The organism is Atopobium sp. ICM42b, from assembly GCA_000564995.1.
Lineage (GTDB): Bacteria > Actinomycetota > Coriobacteriia > Coriobacteriales > Atopobiaceae > Lancefieldella.
The window spans coordinates 1-13,977 of record JDFH01000018.1; the positions used below are offsets into that span (position 1 = coordinate 1).

Genomic DNA, 13,977 nt, shown 5'->3' on the forward strand with positions numbered 1-13,977 from the left:
GGTGTGTAATATGCCCGCATCTGAGCAGAATATCCGACTTAGGTGTGTTCCGTAGATACAGAATTTATCGATAGTTAAATTTCTTATATAAGTCTATTCATGTTTAAGCATATTAGGTTAAGTTTATGCATAGAGATGCATATCGGGTAGTGCGGCCGCCTAGCTGCCCGGCTCTCTTGATTAGGAACATGTCAATTCTTTAGCAAAACCTACCAAAGCTGCGCTATTTTGTGCGCCAGGCCTAAAAGCCGACGCTAACACGCTGAAAAAAAGCTGGTAATCCTTACGGATTACCAGCTCAAGGTCAGTATGTTTCTCGTCACATGAGAAAGCCACGTGTTCGCGCGCGTTCGCGCTTGGCGCGCTTTCGCGCCCGTTGTACCTGCGGCGACGCCGTGCTCGTTGCGCTCTTAGTGGGTTGCGTCCTCGAAGAACTCCCATGCCTGAGCGTCGGTTGCGCCCTCGTGAACGATCATGCGGACAGCCTCAGCCATCTGCAGAGGATGGGTGCTCTGGAAGATGTTGCGGCCCATGTCAACGCCGCGTGCACCCTTGCGGATAACGTCGTATGCAAGGTGCAGAGCGTCGCGCTCAGCAAGCTTCTTGCCGCCAGCAACAACAATTGGAACTGGGCATGCTGCAACGACTTCCTCGAAGTCTTCGCAGTCGTAAGTCTTAACAATCTGGCAGCCCATCTCAGCAATGATACGAGTTGCAAGCTTGAAGAAGCGACCGGTGCGCTCCATGTCCTTACCAACAGCACAAACGCCAAGGGTAGGAATGCTATAGCGGAAACCAGCGTTAATGACCTGGCTCAGGTTGTCGATGCTGGAGAGCTGGCCATCAGCACCGATGAAGGTCTGAACAGCCATGCAGTCTGCGTTCATGCGGATAGCGTCCTCGATGTCAACAGCAACAACCTCGTGCGAGAGGTCGGACTGCAGCATAGAAGAGCCGGAAGAGACGCGAAGAGCGATGCCCTTAGAAACCTCAGGAGAAACGCAAGTCCTGATTGCGCCACGGGTGCCCATGAAGCAATCGACGTAAGGAGCAAGCTGTGGAAGCAGCAGGTCAAGACGCTCGAGACCAGCGGTTGAGCCCATGAAGTAACCGTGGTCAAATGCGAACATTACAGTGTTGCCGCTCTTTGGATCAAAGATGTTGGAGAGGTGCTTCTGCATACCCCAGTCGAGGTTGTTTGCACCCTTTACATAAAATCCCTGATTGTTAGCAAAAGGAGTGTCTACGTGATAATCCTTAGCTACTTTCAATCCGTCCAGATCTGCCATGAAAATCCTTTCAATAAAACCTTAAAGCGCGCAGAAGAGGAGTGGTTCTTTGGCGGCGCCCTCCTTAGGAGAACCGCCCTAGGAGGACCACCCTCCTCTGCGGCTGAATTACCTCATAAGCTGGCGAGAAGATCGGTCTTCTCGCCAGCCGTGAACTTACGCCTTGATTAGAAGGAGTAGTTGTTCATGTTCTCCTTGGTGAAGACAAGGCGCTCAGGAAGCAGGACAACGCCGTTGTTCTTCTCGCCAGTCTTTGCGCCCTCAGCGATGGAGTCGTTAGGCTCAACCTTGACATCGCCAATGCTTGGGATGGAGATGGTGTCGCCAACCTTGACCTCGTTACCAGCTGCAAGGAATGCTGCAACGTAGCAGCCCATAGCGCCCTGAACTGCGCAGTCCCAGAGACCCCAGTTGTAGATGGTGCCGTGCTCGCAGTAGGACTTGATGGACTGTGGAGAAGCAAAACCGGTGATGGTGATCTTCTTTTCGTCGTAGCCCTTGTTCTCTGCAGCCTGAAGCTGACCAGGAAGAGCGGTGGAGTCGTTGCAGATGATCAGGTCAATCTCTGGATAAGCGTCAAGGATTGCCTCACCAATGGTAATTGCCTGCTCTGCGTCCTGGTTGGAGTAGTAGTTCTCGTGGACGTTCTTCCACTTAGGATACTTCTCCTTGATGATCTTCTGTGCAGCTACCTGCCAGGAGTTCTGGTCGGTAACGGTTGCCTGGGAGTAGTGCCAGACGTAGGTGATCTCGTCCTTCTCTGGATCCTTGCCGCGCTCCTTGAGGCCAGCGACGCCCATGTCAACGAGCATCTGGCCAAGGATCTCTGGGGTGCCCTGAGAAACCATGAGGGTACGATCCTCTGGGTTAGCGTCGGAGTCCCAAGTGGTAACTACGATACCAGCAGCGGTTGCCTTCTTCAGTGCGTCGGAAACGCCCTTTGCGTCAACGGTGGAGATGCTGATTGCGTCTACGCCGTTAGCAACTGCCTGGTTGATGACGGAAACCTGAGCGGAAACAGATGCGGTTGCGTCGCCGATGTAGTCAACGGTGAAGCCCCACTCCTTAGACTTGTCCTGTGCGCCCTTGTTTGCGGACTCGAAGAATGCGTTACCGGTGACCTTAGGAATAAATGCTACGGTCTTACCCTTGACGTCTCCGCCACCCTCGGACTTCTTGGTCTCTTCCTTCTTCTCGCCACCACCATTATTGCAGCCTGCCAGAGCGAGGCCAGCGCTAACTGCGGTAATACCAGCGGCACCAATAAAACCACGACGAGTAATCTCTTGCATAGGTAACCTCCCTTGTCTGTGCCTAAGGCACAATTTCCCCAAAGCTTATGCCTTGGCTTTACTGCTGCTTGAAAGCAGCGATTTCAAAAACGCACCAATATTTGTTCCGCTTGCTGCCGATCGAGCAACGATGACAACAACCAGCAGGACACCAACAGGAATATCCAGGTACTGTGGGCTTACCTTGAAGCACAGTGGCAAGCCGAAGCGCAAGAATGCAATAACAAACGAAGCAAGTGCGGTACCAACAATGGAGCCCTTACCACCAGTAGAGAGCGTGCCACCCAAAACAACTGCGGTGATGATGTCCATGGTAAGGTCGGCGCCAAGGTCGGACTTAGCGGTACCCAGGTAAGCGGTCAGGACAACACCTGCAATAACAGCTGAAACTGCGGTGAGCATGTAGGTGGACATGATGACTGCTCGGCTGTTAATGCCAGAGAACTCAGCTGCGCTCTGGTTAACGCCAACCAGGGTAATGCGGCGACCATACTTGGTCTTGTGCAGCAGAATGAACGCGATAACCAGCATCAAGATGTAGATCAGCAACTGGAATGGGATGACGCCAAAGAGCTGGAAGTTAGATACAAACTTGAAGTCCTCGGGGAAACCGCCAATTCCCTGGTAGCTCTCGGTCTTGGAGAGCGTGGAGATGAGCAGCGCCAGACCGGAGTACAGAAAGCTACCACCCAGGGTAACAACCATTGCTTGCACTCGACAGTACGCAATCAAGAAGCCCGAAAGCGCGCCACAAGCAACAACCAGGACAAAGGCAACGCCTACAGCGCCCCAGATAGGAAGACCAAAGTCCTGCCAGCCAACGCCAATGGTGATGGACGTCAGACCAACCAGAGACGCAACCTGAATGTCGATGCCGCCGGTAACCATAACAAGCGTTACAAAGAGCGAGATCATAAAGACTGGCAGGTTATCGTTAATGCTGGTAAACAGCAGTGCTGGACGCAAGAACTTACCGTTTGCAGCACCAAAAATCACAAACTCAAGCACAAGCAGACCGATGAGGATCATGTTCCAGCTTGTCTGACCCTTGGACAAGAATCCCTTAAGTGTCTTCATCATTAGCGAACACCGCCCTTCTTACCCAAAGGGCTCATAGCTGCCTCACCAAAGTCTGCAATCTGCTCTGCAAGAACCTCAGAAGTTGCCTTTGGAGAAACACGTGCGTTCAGACGGGCATGCCTGTTCTGAACAATGGAACGGTGCTGAAGCAGGGCGTCCACAACAACAATGACAATCAGGATGACGCCGGTAATTGCGTTGTCGTAATTTGACGAGAAGCCCATGAAGACCAACAGGTAGCTGATGGATGCCATGATGACGGAACCGACAGCTGCACCAAGGACGGAGCCAACGCCACCAAGCAGGCTAACGCCACCAAGAACGCAGGCTGCAATAGCCTTCATCTCGTAACCATTGCCGCTCATTGGGGTAACAAAACCAATACGGCTGCAGAAGATGATGCCGCCGATAGCTGCCATAACGCCGCAGATGACGTATGCCAGAATCTTGGTCTGAAGAGCTGGAATACCAACCAGGGTTGCACCGTTAGCGTTATCGCCAACTGCTGCAAACCAGCGACCACGACGGGTCTGGATTAGTGCAAAGTGAATCAGAATAACCAGTGCGATAACTGCGCAATAGTAAACCGTGAAGTCGCCAATACCAGTTACTGCCGAGAAGTCCTTGAACTCCTTAGGAAGGTTCTCAACCCACTGACCATTGGTGTACACGTAAACAATACCGCGCAGAACACCGTTGGTGCCTAGGGTAAAGATGAGCGATGGAGCTTTCATAACGGCAACGCCCCAGGCGTTGACCAGGCCAATTGCTACACCAATAAGAATACCTACCAGGCAAGCAACAGGCAGTGGAGTTCCATCTCTCAGCATGCTGCCAACTACCACAGCAACAAGACCCAAGTTAGAACCAACAGAAACGTCAATCTCACCAATAAACAGGGTGAAAGCCACACCAACAGCGACCAATGTGTAGACAACGGACGTGTTAAAGCAGGCAGCAATTGTTGCTGGTGTCAAGAATGCAGGATTCATTGCACCAACAATAATAAAGAGAGCAATCAGGAATGCGAGGCTGCTCAGTCCCCTAGCCTTGAGAAGGCGCTTTACAAGATCCATACGTCACCTCCTACAATCCAAATGCAGCGGACATGAGGTTGTCCTGCGTAATTTCTTCTTTTTTGAACTCGTGATTAATGCGTCCCTGGTACATAGTGAACGCGCGGTCAGCAAGCTCAATAATCTCTTCCATATCAGAAGAAATCAGAAGAATAGAAACACCTTGCTTACGGAGCTCCTGCAAAACGGCGTACACATCGCCACGAGCAGCAGCGTCAATACCACGGGTTGGCTCGTCCAAAATAACAACCTTTGGAGCAACCGAGAATGCGCGGCCAATAACAATCTTCTGCTGGTTACCACCAGAGAGGCCGCCTACCTCCTGATCAAGGCCAGTAACCTTGGTACGGAAGTTATCAACGTAGTTCTGAGAAACCCTATCTTCTTCTTTGCGGTTAAGCAGCAGCTTACCCAGGGAAGAATTTGCAAGCAGAGAGCTTGTGGTGTTCTCGGCAACGTCACGAATTCTAAACAGACCGTCGTTAAAGCGATCCTCTGGGACATAGCTCAGACCTGCAGCAATAACGTCCTTGGTGGACTTGCCGGTAATGTCTTTGCCATCGACAAATACCTTGCCGCCCAAAACCTTATCCATACCGTAAATGGTGGTAGCCATCTCTGATCTACCAGCACCAACGATACCCGCAAGACCAACAATCTCGCCTGGATAAATGTTGAGGTTTACGTCAGCAAAGCCATAGCCGGTGAACTCAGCAAGCTCAAAAATAGGCTCTGCGTCGTAATCAATGTTTGCGCTCTCGGCAATTTCTTTCTTAATCTCTGCTGCGTCTGGTGGAAGAAGTCCGCGCACAAGATCTTCTCGCGTAAAGTCCTCTACCTTGCCGCGCATAGCCATAACGCCGTCGCGCAGAATACCAATGCTGGTAGAAATCTCAAAGACCTCTGCCAGTCGGTGGGTAATGTAGATGATGCCAATGTTCTTCTGCTTGAGCTCCTGGACTACCTTGAAGAGGCTCTGTACCTCGTCAAAGGTAAGTGCAGAAGTTGGCTCGTCCAGAATAAGAATCTCGGAATGACGCATAAGACCGCGGAGAATCTCAACCATACCCTGCTCAGCAATGGAAAGCGTCATTGCCTTGCGGTCCAGATCAAGCTCCCAGCCAATCTCTTTCATAGTATCTTCGAGCATCTTGTTGAGCTCAGCTTTTGGAGCCTCAAAACCAATGGTGATGTTCTCTCTAACGGTCATGTTAGGGAACAGCATTGGCTCCTGAGGAACCATATAGATACTGTGTGCAAGTGCGGCCTTAGGATTGGAGATATCAACCTTTTGACGATCGATAGAAATTTCTCCCTCATCGGCAGAGTAAATACCCATGATGATCTTCATGAGGGTAGATTTACCGGAACCGTTGCCACCAATAAGAGAGATGACCTCTCCTGGCGCCAAATCTAAGTTAATGCCTTTTAATACTTCGTTGGAACCAAATGACTTCTTGATTCCACGAACGGAAAGAAGTGTGTCGCACTGCTCACACGCATCTTTTCCTTCAGGCGACTTTGGGTCAGTGGCATCGATATCGATGTCAAAAGTTTCACCCATAGTACCTCCTACCAAAAATAACAAACGGCCGTACAAAATCTCACACTTTGAAGATATCTATAAATAGGCATTCTTCAAAGCACCGTCACGGCAAACGGTATTATTACTGCCGTGAATGGTATTTTTGATTGTATCATGAACAATAGTCCGCAATACCGCTATACGCAATTATGGTATTTGTAGTATATCTTCCTGTTAATAGGGAGAATAATTACTATAATGAAGTCTAGTATGTTAGATACAAATGTTTTATCATTAAACAAAAGTATCAACTGGAGGACGGATGGACGAGCAGACATATGCACTAGCCACCAAGGCTGCATGGTATTACTACATGGAAGATAACACCCAGGCTCAGATTGCTGAGGTCATGGGCGTTTCTCGTGCAAAAGTTATTCGTCTGCTTGAAGAGGCTCGCGCGCAGGGCATTGTTCAGTTCAGCTTCAGAAAAAACGACAGCCAGCGCGTTTCCGCAGAACAACTCCTTATTGACCGCTTTGGCCTCAAGGATGCTTTTGTGATACCCACTCCCCTGGACAGCTCTGCTATTAACCAATCTATTGCTCAGGGCGCAGCTCACTACGTCTCCGATCACCTGCGCGAGGACGGCTACCTCAACATTGGCTACGGCGACACCGTCAGTCGCATGCTGGGATTTCTTGCCAAGAACCGCGAGGAGTCGCTCAACGTTGTAAGCCTTACGGGCGGCGTGAGCTACTACCTGCCATCCGTTGGCACCACTGCCTACTCCATGCACCTGTTCCTGACACCGTCTCCACTTGTTGTGTCTTCTCGCCAAGTGCGCGATGCACTTCTTGATGAGAAAAGCCTGCAAGACGTGTCCACTATGACGGAATATGCAGACATGAGTGTGGTTGGTATCGGCGCCGCAGTTGAGGGCGCCACCGTTTTGCGCAATGGCATCCTTAACGAGGGCGAGCTGACCGTACTTAAGATGCAAGGAGCCGTCGGTGACGTCCTCAATCACTTTATGGATAAAGACGGCAATCTTATTCAGACAGAAATTGAAGATCGTGTCATTAGTACCGATCTGGACAAGCTTCGCCAGCTCAAGAACGTTGTTGGCGTTGCTGGTGGCAAAGATAAAGTTACGGCAATTAAGGCAGTGCTTAACGGCGGCTATCTGAACGTGCTCATCACGGATTCAGACACCGCTGCTGAGCTGCTTCTTTCGTAAACAAGGAGGATTTGATGAGCAAGTATCTTCTTGCACTAGACGCGGGAACAGGAAGTATTCGCGCCGTTCTCTTTAGTGTTGACGGTGAGCAGGTTGGGGTTGCTCAGCGCGAGTGGGAGCACCATGAGGACCCTCGTTGGCCTGGCAGCATGGACTTTGATTGGGTTGCTGACTGGCAGCTTGCTCTGGACTGCATCAAAGAGGTTCTGGCAAAGACCTCCATTGATCCTAAAGAAATCGCTGGTATTTCCACTACCTGTATGCGTGAGGGTATCCTCCTGTATGACCAGGACGGCAATGAGATTTGGGCATGCGCTAACGTTGACGCTCGAAGTGTTGACGAGGTCAAACAGCTCATTGATATGGACCCAGAGCTTGAAAAGAAGATTTACCAGAAGAGTGGTCAGACCTATGCACTAGGCGCTCTACCTCGTCTTCTTTGGGTTAAGAACAAGATGCCAGAAATCTACAACAAGGCAGCCAAGATTGGCATGTTCAACGACTGGCTTGCTTACAAGCTCACCGGTATTTTGGCGGTTGAGCCATCAAACGGCAGTACCACCGGCATTATGAGCCTGGAAGAACGCGCCTGGGATCCAGAGATTGCTAAGGAGTGCGGTCTTCGCGACGACCTGTTTGGCCAGGTCATCGAGTGCGGAGAAGTTCTTGGCACTGTAACTGCAGACGCCGCAGCAGAGACGGGCCTTGCCGAAGGTACACCTGTTGTTGTCGGCGGCGGCGATTGCCAGCTGGGTATGATTGGCGTTGGCGCTTGCGAGCCTGGCCAGGCTGGCGTTTTTGGTGGTAGCTTCTGGCAGTACGAGTTCAACACCGATAAGAGCACTCCAGACCCAGATTATCGCGTCCGTGTAAACTGCCACGCTATTCCACAGATTTGGCAGTACGAAGCTCTGGCATTCAAGCCTGGTCTGGTTATGCGTTGGTATCGTGACGGCTTCTGCCAGGCAGAAAAGGCCGAAGCAAAAGAGCGTGGCATTGATGACGTGTATGAGGTCATGAACGAGCACGCTGCAGAGATTCCTGCTGGTAGCCACGGTATGCTTTGCTGCTTCAGTGACGTTATGAACTACATCCACTGGATCCACGCAAGCCCAACGTTCACCAACTTTGAGCTTGATCCAGAGCGTTTCAATAAGTACACCTTCTATCGCGCAATTTTGGAGAACACCGCCCTTCTCGTCCGCGGCCATATTGACCTGGTCAAAGAAGCTACGGGCAATGAGCCAAGCGAGCTCATCTTTGCAGGTGGTGCTTCCAAGTGTTCTCTGTGGGCACAGATTGTTGCCGACGTTACTGGCAAGAACGTCCGCATCCCAGAGGTCAAAGAGGCAACTGCTCTGGGCGCCGCTGTCCTTGCAGGCTACGGTGTAGGCATCTACCCAAGTATCGCTGAGGGCGCAAAGCGCGTTGTTAAATGGGATAAGACATTCTCCCCCAACCCAGACAACAAAGCTGTTTACGATCAGCTCTATGTCCAGTGGAAGGATGTTTACAAGAGTCAACTTGAGCTTGCAGAAGAGAACAAGGTCAAGAGCATGTGGAGAGCACCTGGTCTGTAAACGCCGGGCTCCGCTGCGCCACGGATACGCATAGCGCACAAGAAAAACGTTTGGTCGCATCAAAAGTTGCGCCTGAAAGGAAAGCAAGATGTTTATTGTCAACGAGAACGATTTTGAGTACAGGTGCGGAGATCACGGCCCTAAGTACCTGATGAAGGGTCCTCGCATGAACTACGCCATGGTCCAGTTCCAGCCAGGCCAGGATTTCCAGGCCCACTACCACAACATCATGGAGGAGAACTTCCACATCCTCCAGGGCAAGGTTGACATTGTGGTTGACGGCGAGGTTCACACCCTCTCAGCTGGCGACTTCATCCACATTGAGCCCGGCGAGGTTCACTACGTCAACAACCCTTATGACGAGCCAATTGTCATGGTCTCAACCCTTGCTCCTTTCCAGGAGGTCGACAAGGTTGAGGTAGAAAACCCTACCTACTAAGATCAACATCTGGCGAGAAAACCAGCACTTGACGAGAAGATCGTTCAAGCGCAACGTTCTTCTCGCCAGCGCAAACGCGAAGAGGGCTGCCGCAAGGTAGCTCTCTTTTTTGGACAGCACGATATCAGACCACAACCAGATAGCGCAGCCCATATGTTTTTAACACCAACAAATAGGATGCCGTGTTTCTATGGATGCTACAAGGAGGTTCCTAATCTTATTTAGCCTCCAAAAATGACCAGTTTCTTTGAAGTCTAAAGTTGCCTTTTGAACAGTAAAGCTTCTTAAAACAGAATTGTCTAATTCACTATCAATTGGACCTGGCAAAGTTATTTTAAAGTTTGACGCACTGTTATTTGGTTCATCGCAAAAAACAACCACCTTATGCGTCTGCTCAAAATCATCAGCTGGAATCTGGCAAAAATGGTCAGCGTAAAATATACGTGAAGGCTTAAGTTGATGGAAATACATTGTGTCTTCTGCGAATCCATAATCAATATATTTGTCACTGTAAAGACAAAAACCGTCATCCACCGCACAGGAGATAAGAGCTTTATTCGTCTCCTTATCAATGAGCTGATATCCCGGGATCTTTGAATGCTCTTCTATGAATCTATCAAGTTCATCAAGAGTAGGCTGCGCTTTTTCAACTGGATAAACACCTCCATTGCCATCAGGAAGCATAGTATTTAATAACGGATACTTTGACTCTCCCTCATCTGAACTTAAAACTGCACCAATGCTTAACAAGCCGCAAAAATTACCAACTCTTTCGGAACAAATTTCACCATCTTCATGCTCGCAGGCATTATATGTCCAATCAACAAAATCACGCTCTAGGTCTCCATAGAGTTTCTCAAATTGTTCAGAGCTAAGCTCTTTACGCTTTTGATCTAAAAACTTTGAACAGATAAATTCTTCATCATCAATGTAAAGATCTTCAAAGGGAATTGGGCCAGGTTTAAGTTTTCCCTCTTCAAAACACCTGCAACGAACAAATGCATCAAGACCCATTACAACTCCTTTCTCTGTTGCAACAAATCTAGATACTCATAAGATTTTAGGTGTCCAACATAGTGGACACTAAGTCTATTGCCGCTACGAAGGAATCATCTAATTCGCCCAATCAAAAAATCGTTTATAGCAGCCTTCTTTTACACTGATTTTAGGTCAGATAGGTAGCATCGCAGTAGTCTGTTACCTTCATGCTTAGAGATATGTGCGGGCGCAGAAATGATAATGTGATAGTGGAGTGGGTAGTCACAAAAAATGCCGTCGGAAACCCAACGGCATTTTCAGTTCATATAGGAAAGAAAGAAACACAAGGCTTAGCCGGTCGTCTGAACCGACTGGGTATTTACCAAACTTACTTGTTGGACTGCTTGATCATCCAAATAGTCTTGGAGAGAAGAGCGATGTGCTCGTCCATTGCTGCGGAAACAAGGAAATTGTCCTCAGCGTCTGCATCCTTCTTGATCTCTGCTGCGAATGCACGGATTGCCTCGTAGTCAGCAAGAATAGCCTGGTAAATCTCCTGTGGATTCTTGAAACCCTCTGCTGCCTCGGAAAGAGTTGCGTTCTTGAGGAAGGAATCCATGGATCCAAGTGGAGAACCGTCGTTCATCAGAATGAGCTCAGCAACCTCGTCAAGCTGGTCATACATTGCGCCGTAAACCTCGTCGAGGTCAGTGTGGACGTTGTAGAAAGAAGGACCGCTAACATACCAATGGAAGTTGTGAATCTTGTGAGCCTCAACAGCATAGTTAGCGAGAAGAACGTTGAGCTTATCGTTTAGCATGGTTAACACCTTTCTATCTGGTTCCTATTAAATAGGAATAATTACTATTTAACGTTTATATTCCCAAAGTAAGTTACCCTATACTTACTTTTACAGAATTTGTAGAAATTTTTTGAAGGCTGTTATGTTAAATAAAAAATGACCCCTCTGACCTTTATCAGAAGGGTCATTTGCACTATATGAAATAAATTCTTTTAATGCTTACGCTTACGCATGAAACCCGCGGTGGCAAGAATAGATCCTGCGCTTGCTAAAAGACCGGTAGCAGAGACAGCATCACCAGTTTCTGGAAGTACGGATTTCTTTGAACGACGTCCAGAAGAAGTCTGCTCCTGCGCAGTGTTATTTGATTGCTCTTGTGCGTTCTGGCCCTGAGTCTCGGAATCTGCAGGGGTTGATGGGTCTGCAGGGGTTGATGGGTCTGCAGGGGTTGATGGGTCTGCAGGGGTTGATGGGTCTGCAGGGGTTGCAGTATTTGGTCTCCAAATAGCATAGAGAGTATAGATTTCATCAGTCTTACTTGGAAGCGCACCATTAGTAGTGTGACCTGGAATATGCTCTGCATCACGAATACTTATTGGTGATGTTAGCGTGCTGGCTGGAGCAGTAATATCGTTTTTATTTCTCGAAAAACCAACAAGAGTATAGCCGTCACGAACTACTTTACTAACAGCCTGAACGTTGTGCATCTCTGCTGGAAGATAGTCATGGCGCTCAAGCATAGTAGAAACGCCACCCTCAAAATGGCCACCGTTTGCATCAATCACAAGACGATACTGAACATCGTCATTGCCGTCTTTTGGCTGCCAAACTGCATGGAAAGTCAGTCCATTAATGTACTGAAGTTCAAACAACTCGCCAGGTTCCATCTCAGTACCGTCATCTGCCACCCATTTAACAATTGCATGACCGTCTGGGTCAGTTAGACCAGAAGGAGTGTATGCATGTCCCTCAAAATCTCCAACAACCTTATAACCTTGAAGAGATACCTCAGATACAAACTGGACTGCCATTTCGTCATCAGGAACATCCTGTCGTACTGGAGGAATATTGCCCTGTGTAAAGGTAAAAGAAGTTTCAGTTGGAATTGATGCTACTGATGTTAAGGTAGTAGCAGCTGTATTTGATGAAGTTTCAGCAAATACAGGAGTTATTCCGGCAACAAGCGAAGAAGTTGCAATAGTTGCCGCTGTTACGCAAACAACAATGCGCCTTTTTGTTTCTTCTCGAATAAACGTTGACACACCCGTTCCTTTCTATTAGAGCAAATCTCCTGCTCTTATCTATCTTCTATGGTTTGCTTATATTGCAAACGATTACACGCAGATACCAATTCACAAGTTATTTATGCATCTAATTACTAATTCTAGTACCTCATGACAATTAATTATTTTTTTAGTATATATATACCTGATGTGAAAATATATGTATTCACCTAATTCACATATTTGTTCAAATTACAAATAAATATGTCTAACTGCTCTGTATTAAAATGAATATTTTCATAAGTTTAAAATCACTTTAACCATGGATTTGGTATCCACTCAATGGAACTTATCGCTAAGCGATATAACGGAAACATCCACGTTGGCGTTAATGATGATGTCTTCTATCTCAATGCGTTCTTCCCTCTTCCAAAACAGGGAAACTAGAATCGCTTAATTACAAAAGAGAGCCACTTTATGGTGGCTCTCTTGAAGTAACTACCTAGTCATGATGACGCACTTACTGCAGGCTAAAAGTCTGGGTAGCAAGTTTGTCTTTACCAATGAGCGGATATACCTCTACTTCAACATCGGACGAGCTAATGAGCTTGTATGCCTGTTCAACATCAAGACTTGTGCCAGTCTTGATCTTTGTTGTTGTGCTCTCCATATTAACGTCACCGCTTGTTACAAATGCAATTTCAAGCTGCTTGCCATCCTGGTACGCTTCGACACGTACCGAACTCATAAATGAAGTGGTCTCGTCAGAGTTATTTGTGAAATTAAACGTGATCTTTGCAGCTGGGTCTCCATTGAAATCAGCGATTTGTGTGAGAGTACCAATGGTTACCTCATACTTTTCTGGCTGCTTCTCCTCTGACTTCTTTGGCTCTTCCTTCTGCGCATCAGAAGTAGAAGTGGATGTTGTACCACTGTTTCCACAACCCGCCAAGCCAAGAGCGAACAAACTAGAAGCACCTGCATAAATGAACTCGCGACGTGTTAAAGACATAATTCCTCCTATGTTTGATGTGTCTTTTGCCTGTTAAACGCCTTTTTGAACAAGAACACTTACTACAGTGCAGATAGTAGTCATTGAAATGCGGTCATGTGTCCACCACGTTGGACAGTTGACCTAGTCGTGGAACGCCTTGTAGATTTTTCAGAGTCGATTGATCCAAAACCCGGGTAATTATGTGTCCGCTTGATCCAAAAGTGGGGTAATTATGTGCCGAAAGGCACATAATTACGTGGGCTTTGGATCAAAATCGGGTTTCTCGACACATAATTAGTTCACTTTTGGATTAATCGAGCTCCAAAAATCTGCATTCACCAGTGCGACGCACATAATTGCTGCGGTTTTGGATCAGTCTTTTCAACGACGCCATAGACAACCACAAAAAATGCCGTCGGAAATCCGACGGCATTTTCAGTTCATATAGGAAAGAAAGAAACA

The 13,977-nt window shown here is 48.1% G+C and carries 12 protein-coding genes and 1 pseudogene; 4 read left to right on the plus strand and 9 right to left on the minus strand.

Annotated elements, in window-relative coordinates; genetic code table 11:
* Positions 1 to 410: 410 nt before the first annotated feature.
* The 5 genes from lsrF to HMPREF1493_RS05200 all read right to left on the minus strand — a co-directional run bounded on the left by lsrF (position 411) and on the right by HMPREF1493_RS05200 (position 6,301).
* Positions 411 to 1,289 carry a 3-hydroxy-5-phosphonooxypentane-2,4-dione thiolase gene (lsrF, locus tag HMPREF1493_RS05180; RefSeq protein ID WP_035428381.1) on the minus strand — a complete coding sequence of 293 codons (879 nt, stop codon included), beginning with the start codon at positions 1,287 to 1,289 and terminating at the stop codon, positions 411 to 413.
* Positions 1,290 to 1,456: 167 nt separating this feature from the next.
* Positions 1,457 to 2,581 carry a substrate-binding domain-containing protein gene (locus HMPREF1493_RS05185; RefSeq protein WP_035428383.1) on the minus strand — a complete coding sequence of 375 codons (1,125 nt, stop codon included), beginning with the start codon at positions 2,579 to 2,581 and terminating at the stop codon, positions 1,457 to 1,459.
* A gap of 45 nt (positions 2,582 to 2,626) precedes the next feature.
* Complete coding sequence (locus HMPREF1493_RS05190; protein WP_035428385.1) at positions 2,627 to 3,661, minus strand: ABC transporter permease; 1,035 nt, start codon at positions 3,659 to 3,661, stop codon at positions 2,627 to 2,629.
* Positions 3,661 to 4,737 carry an ABC transporter permease gene (locus HMPREF1493_RS05195; RefSeq protein WP_035428387.1) on the minus strand — a complete coding sequence of 359 codons (1,077 nt, stop codon included), beginning with the start codon at positions 4,735 to 4,737 and terminating at the stop codon, positions 3,661 to 3,663. Before HMPREF1493_RS05195 ends, HMPREF1493_RS05190 begins: the two co-directional genes overlap by 1 nt.
* A 10-nt stretch (positions 4,738 to 4,747) precedes the next feature.
* Complete coding sequence (locus HMPREF1493_RS05200) at positions 4,748 to 6,301, minus strand: sugar ABC transporter ATP-binding protein (protein ID WP_035428388.1); 1,554 nt, start codon at positions 6,299 to 6,301, stop codon at positions 4,748 to 4,750.
* A gap of 283 nt (positions 6,302 to 6,584) precedes the next feature.
* Between HMPREF1493_RS05200 and HMPREF1493_RS05205 the strand changes: the two genes are divergently transcribed.
* The 3 genes from HMPREF1493_RS05205 to HMPREF1493_RS05215 all read left to right on the plus strand — a co-directional run bounded on the left by HMPREF1493_RS05205 (position 6,585) and on the right by HMPREF1493_RS05215 (position 9,518).
* Complete coding sequence (locus HMPREF1493_RS05205; RefSeq protein WP_035428390.1) at positions 6,585 to 7,499, plus strand: sugar-binding transcriptional regulator; 915 nt, start codon at positions 6,585 to 6,587, stop codon at positions 7,497 to 7,499.
* A gap of 14 nt (positions 7,500 to 7,513) precedes the next feature.
* Positions 7,514 to 9,079, plus strand: coding sequence for an autoinducer-2 kinase (gene lsrK, locus HMPREF1493_RS05210; RefSeq protein WP_035428392.1), 1,566 nt, complete (start codon positions 7,514 to 7,516; stop codon positions 9,077 to 9,079).
* Positions 9,080 to 9,167: 88 nt separating this feature from the next.
* Complete coding sequence (locus HMPREF1493_RS05215; RefSeq protein ID WP_035428394.1) at positions 9,168 to 9,518, plus strand: cupin domain-containing protein; 351 nt, start codon at positions 9,168 to 9,170, stop codon at positions 9,516 to 9,518.
* Positions 9,519 to 9,677: 159 nt separating this feature from the next.
* On the opposite strand, the gene HMPREF1493_RS07075 is transcribed toward HMPREF1493_RS05215, so the two are convergent.
* The 3 genes from HMPREF1493_RS07075 to HMPREF1493_RS05230 all read right to left on the minus strand — a co-directional run bounded on the left by HMPREF1493_RS07075 (position 9,678) and on the right by HMPREF1493_RS05230 (position 12,560).
* Entirely contained in the window at positions 9,678 to 10,532 is an 855-nt protein-coding gene (locus tag HMPREF1493_RS07075) for a hypothetical protein (RefSeq protein WP_198013759.1), read from the minus strand.
* Between the two features lie 352 nt (positions 10,533 to 10,884).
* Positions 10,885 to 11,316, minus strand: coding sequence for a Dps family protein (locus tag HMPREF1493_RS05225; protein WP_035428396.1), 432 nt, complete (start codon positions 11,314 to 11,316; stop codon positions 10,885 to 10,887).
* A gap of 194 nt (positions 11,317 to 11,510) precedes the next feature.
* The gene (locus HMPREF1493_RS05230) at positions 11,511 to 12,560 is read right to left on the minus strand and encodes an LPXTG cell wall anchor domain-containing protein (RefSeq protein WP_035428398.1); all 1,050 of its coding nucleotides are present in this window, start codon (positions 12,558 to 12,560) and stop codon (positions 11,511 to 11,513) included.
* A gap of 291 nt (positions 12,561 to 12,851) precedes the next feature.
* On the opposite strand from HMPREF1493_RS05230, the pseudogene HMPREF1493_RS07165 reads away from it, so the two are divergent.
* A pseudogene (locus HMPREF1493_RS07165) lies at positions 12,852 to 12,968 on the plus strand (hypothetical protein); the annotation flags it as partial.
* 73 nt (positions 12,969 to 13,041) lie between these two features.
* On the opposite strand, the gene HMPREF1493_RS05235 reads toward HMPREF1493_RS07165, so the two are convergent.
* On the minus strand, positions 13,042 to 13,533 hold the full coding sequence (locus tag HMPREF1493_RS05235; protein WP_051485285.1) for a DUF5067 domain-containing protein: 492 nt from the start codon (positions 13,531 to 13,533) through the stop codon (positions 13,042 to 13,044).
* Positions 13,534 to 13,977 lie beyond the last annotated feature (444 nt).

Bases quoted from the DNA above. Each gene is read 5' to 3' on its own strand.
- lsrF (WP_035428381.1), bottom strand. From the start codon at position 1,289: ATGGCAGATCTGGACGGATTGAAAGTAGCTAAGGATTATCACGTAGAC.
- HMPREF1493_RS05185 (WP_035428383.1), bottom strand. From the start codon at position 2,581: ATGCAAGAGATTACTCGTCGTGGTTTTATTGGTGCCGCTGGTATTACC.
- HMPREF1493_RS05190 (WP_035428385.1), bottom strand. From the start codon at position 3,661: ATGATGAAGACACTTAAGGGATTCTTGTCCAAGGGTCAGACAAGCTGG.
- HMPREF1493_RS05195 (WP_035428387.1), bottom strand. From the start codon at position 4,737: ATGGATCTTGTAAAGCGCCTTCTCAAGGCTAGGGGACTGAGCAGCCTC.
- HMPREF1493_RS05200 (WP_035428388.1), bottom strand. From the start codon at position 6,301: ATGGGTGAAACTTTTGACATCGATATCGATGCCACTGACCCAAAGTCG.
- HMPREF1493_RS05205 (WP_035428390.1), top strand. From the start codon at position 6,585: ATGGACGAGCAGACATATGCACTAGCCACCAAGGCTGCATGGTATTAC.
- lsrK (WP_035428392.1), top strand. From the start codon at position 7,514: ATGAGCAAGTATCTTCTTGCACTAGACGCGGGAACAGGAAGTATTCGC.
- HMPREF1493_RS05215 (WP_035428394.1), top strand. From the start codon at position 9,168: ATGTTTATTGTCAACGAGAACGATTTTGAGTACAGGTGCGGAGATCAC.
- HMPREF1493_RS07075 (WP_198013759.1), bottom strand. From the start codon at position 10,532: ATGGGTCTTGATGCATTTGTTCGTTGCAGGTGTTTTGAAGAGGGAAAA.
- HMPREF1493_RS05225 (WP_035428396.1), bottom strand. From the start codon at position 11,316: ATGCTAAACGATAAGCTCAACGTTCTTCTCGCTAACTATGCTGTTGAG.
- HMPREF1493_RS05235 (WP_051485285.1), bottom strand. From the start codon at position 13,533: ATGTCTTTAACACGTCGCGAGTTCATTTATGCAGGTGCTTCTAGTTTG.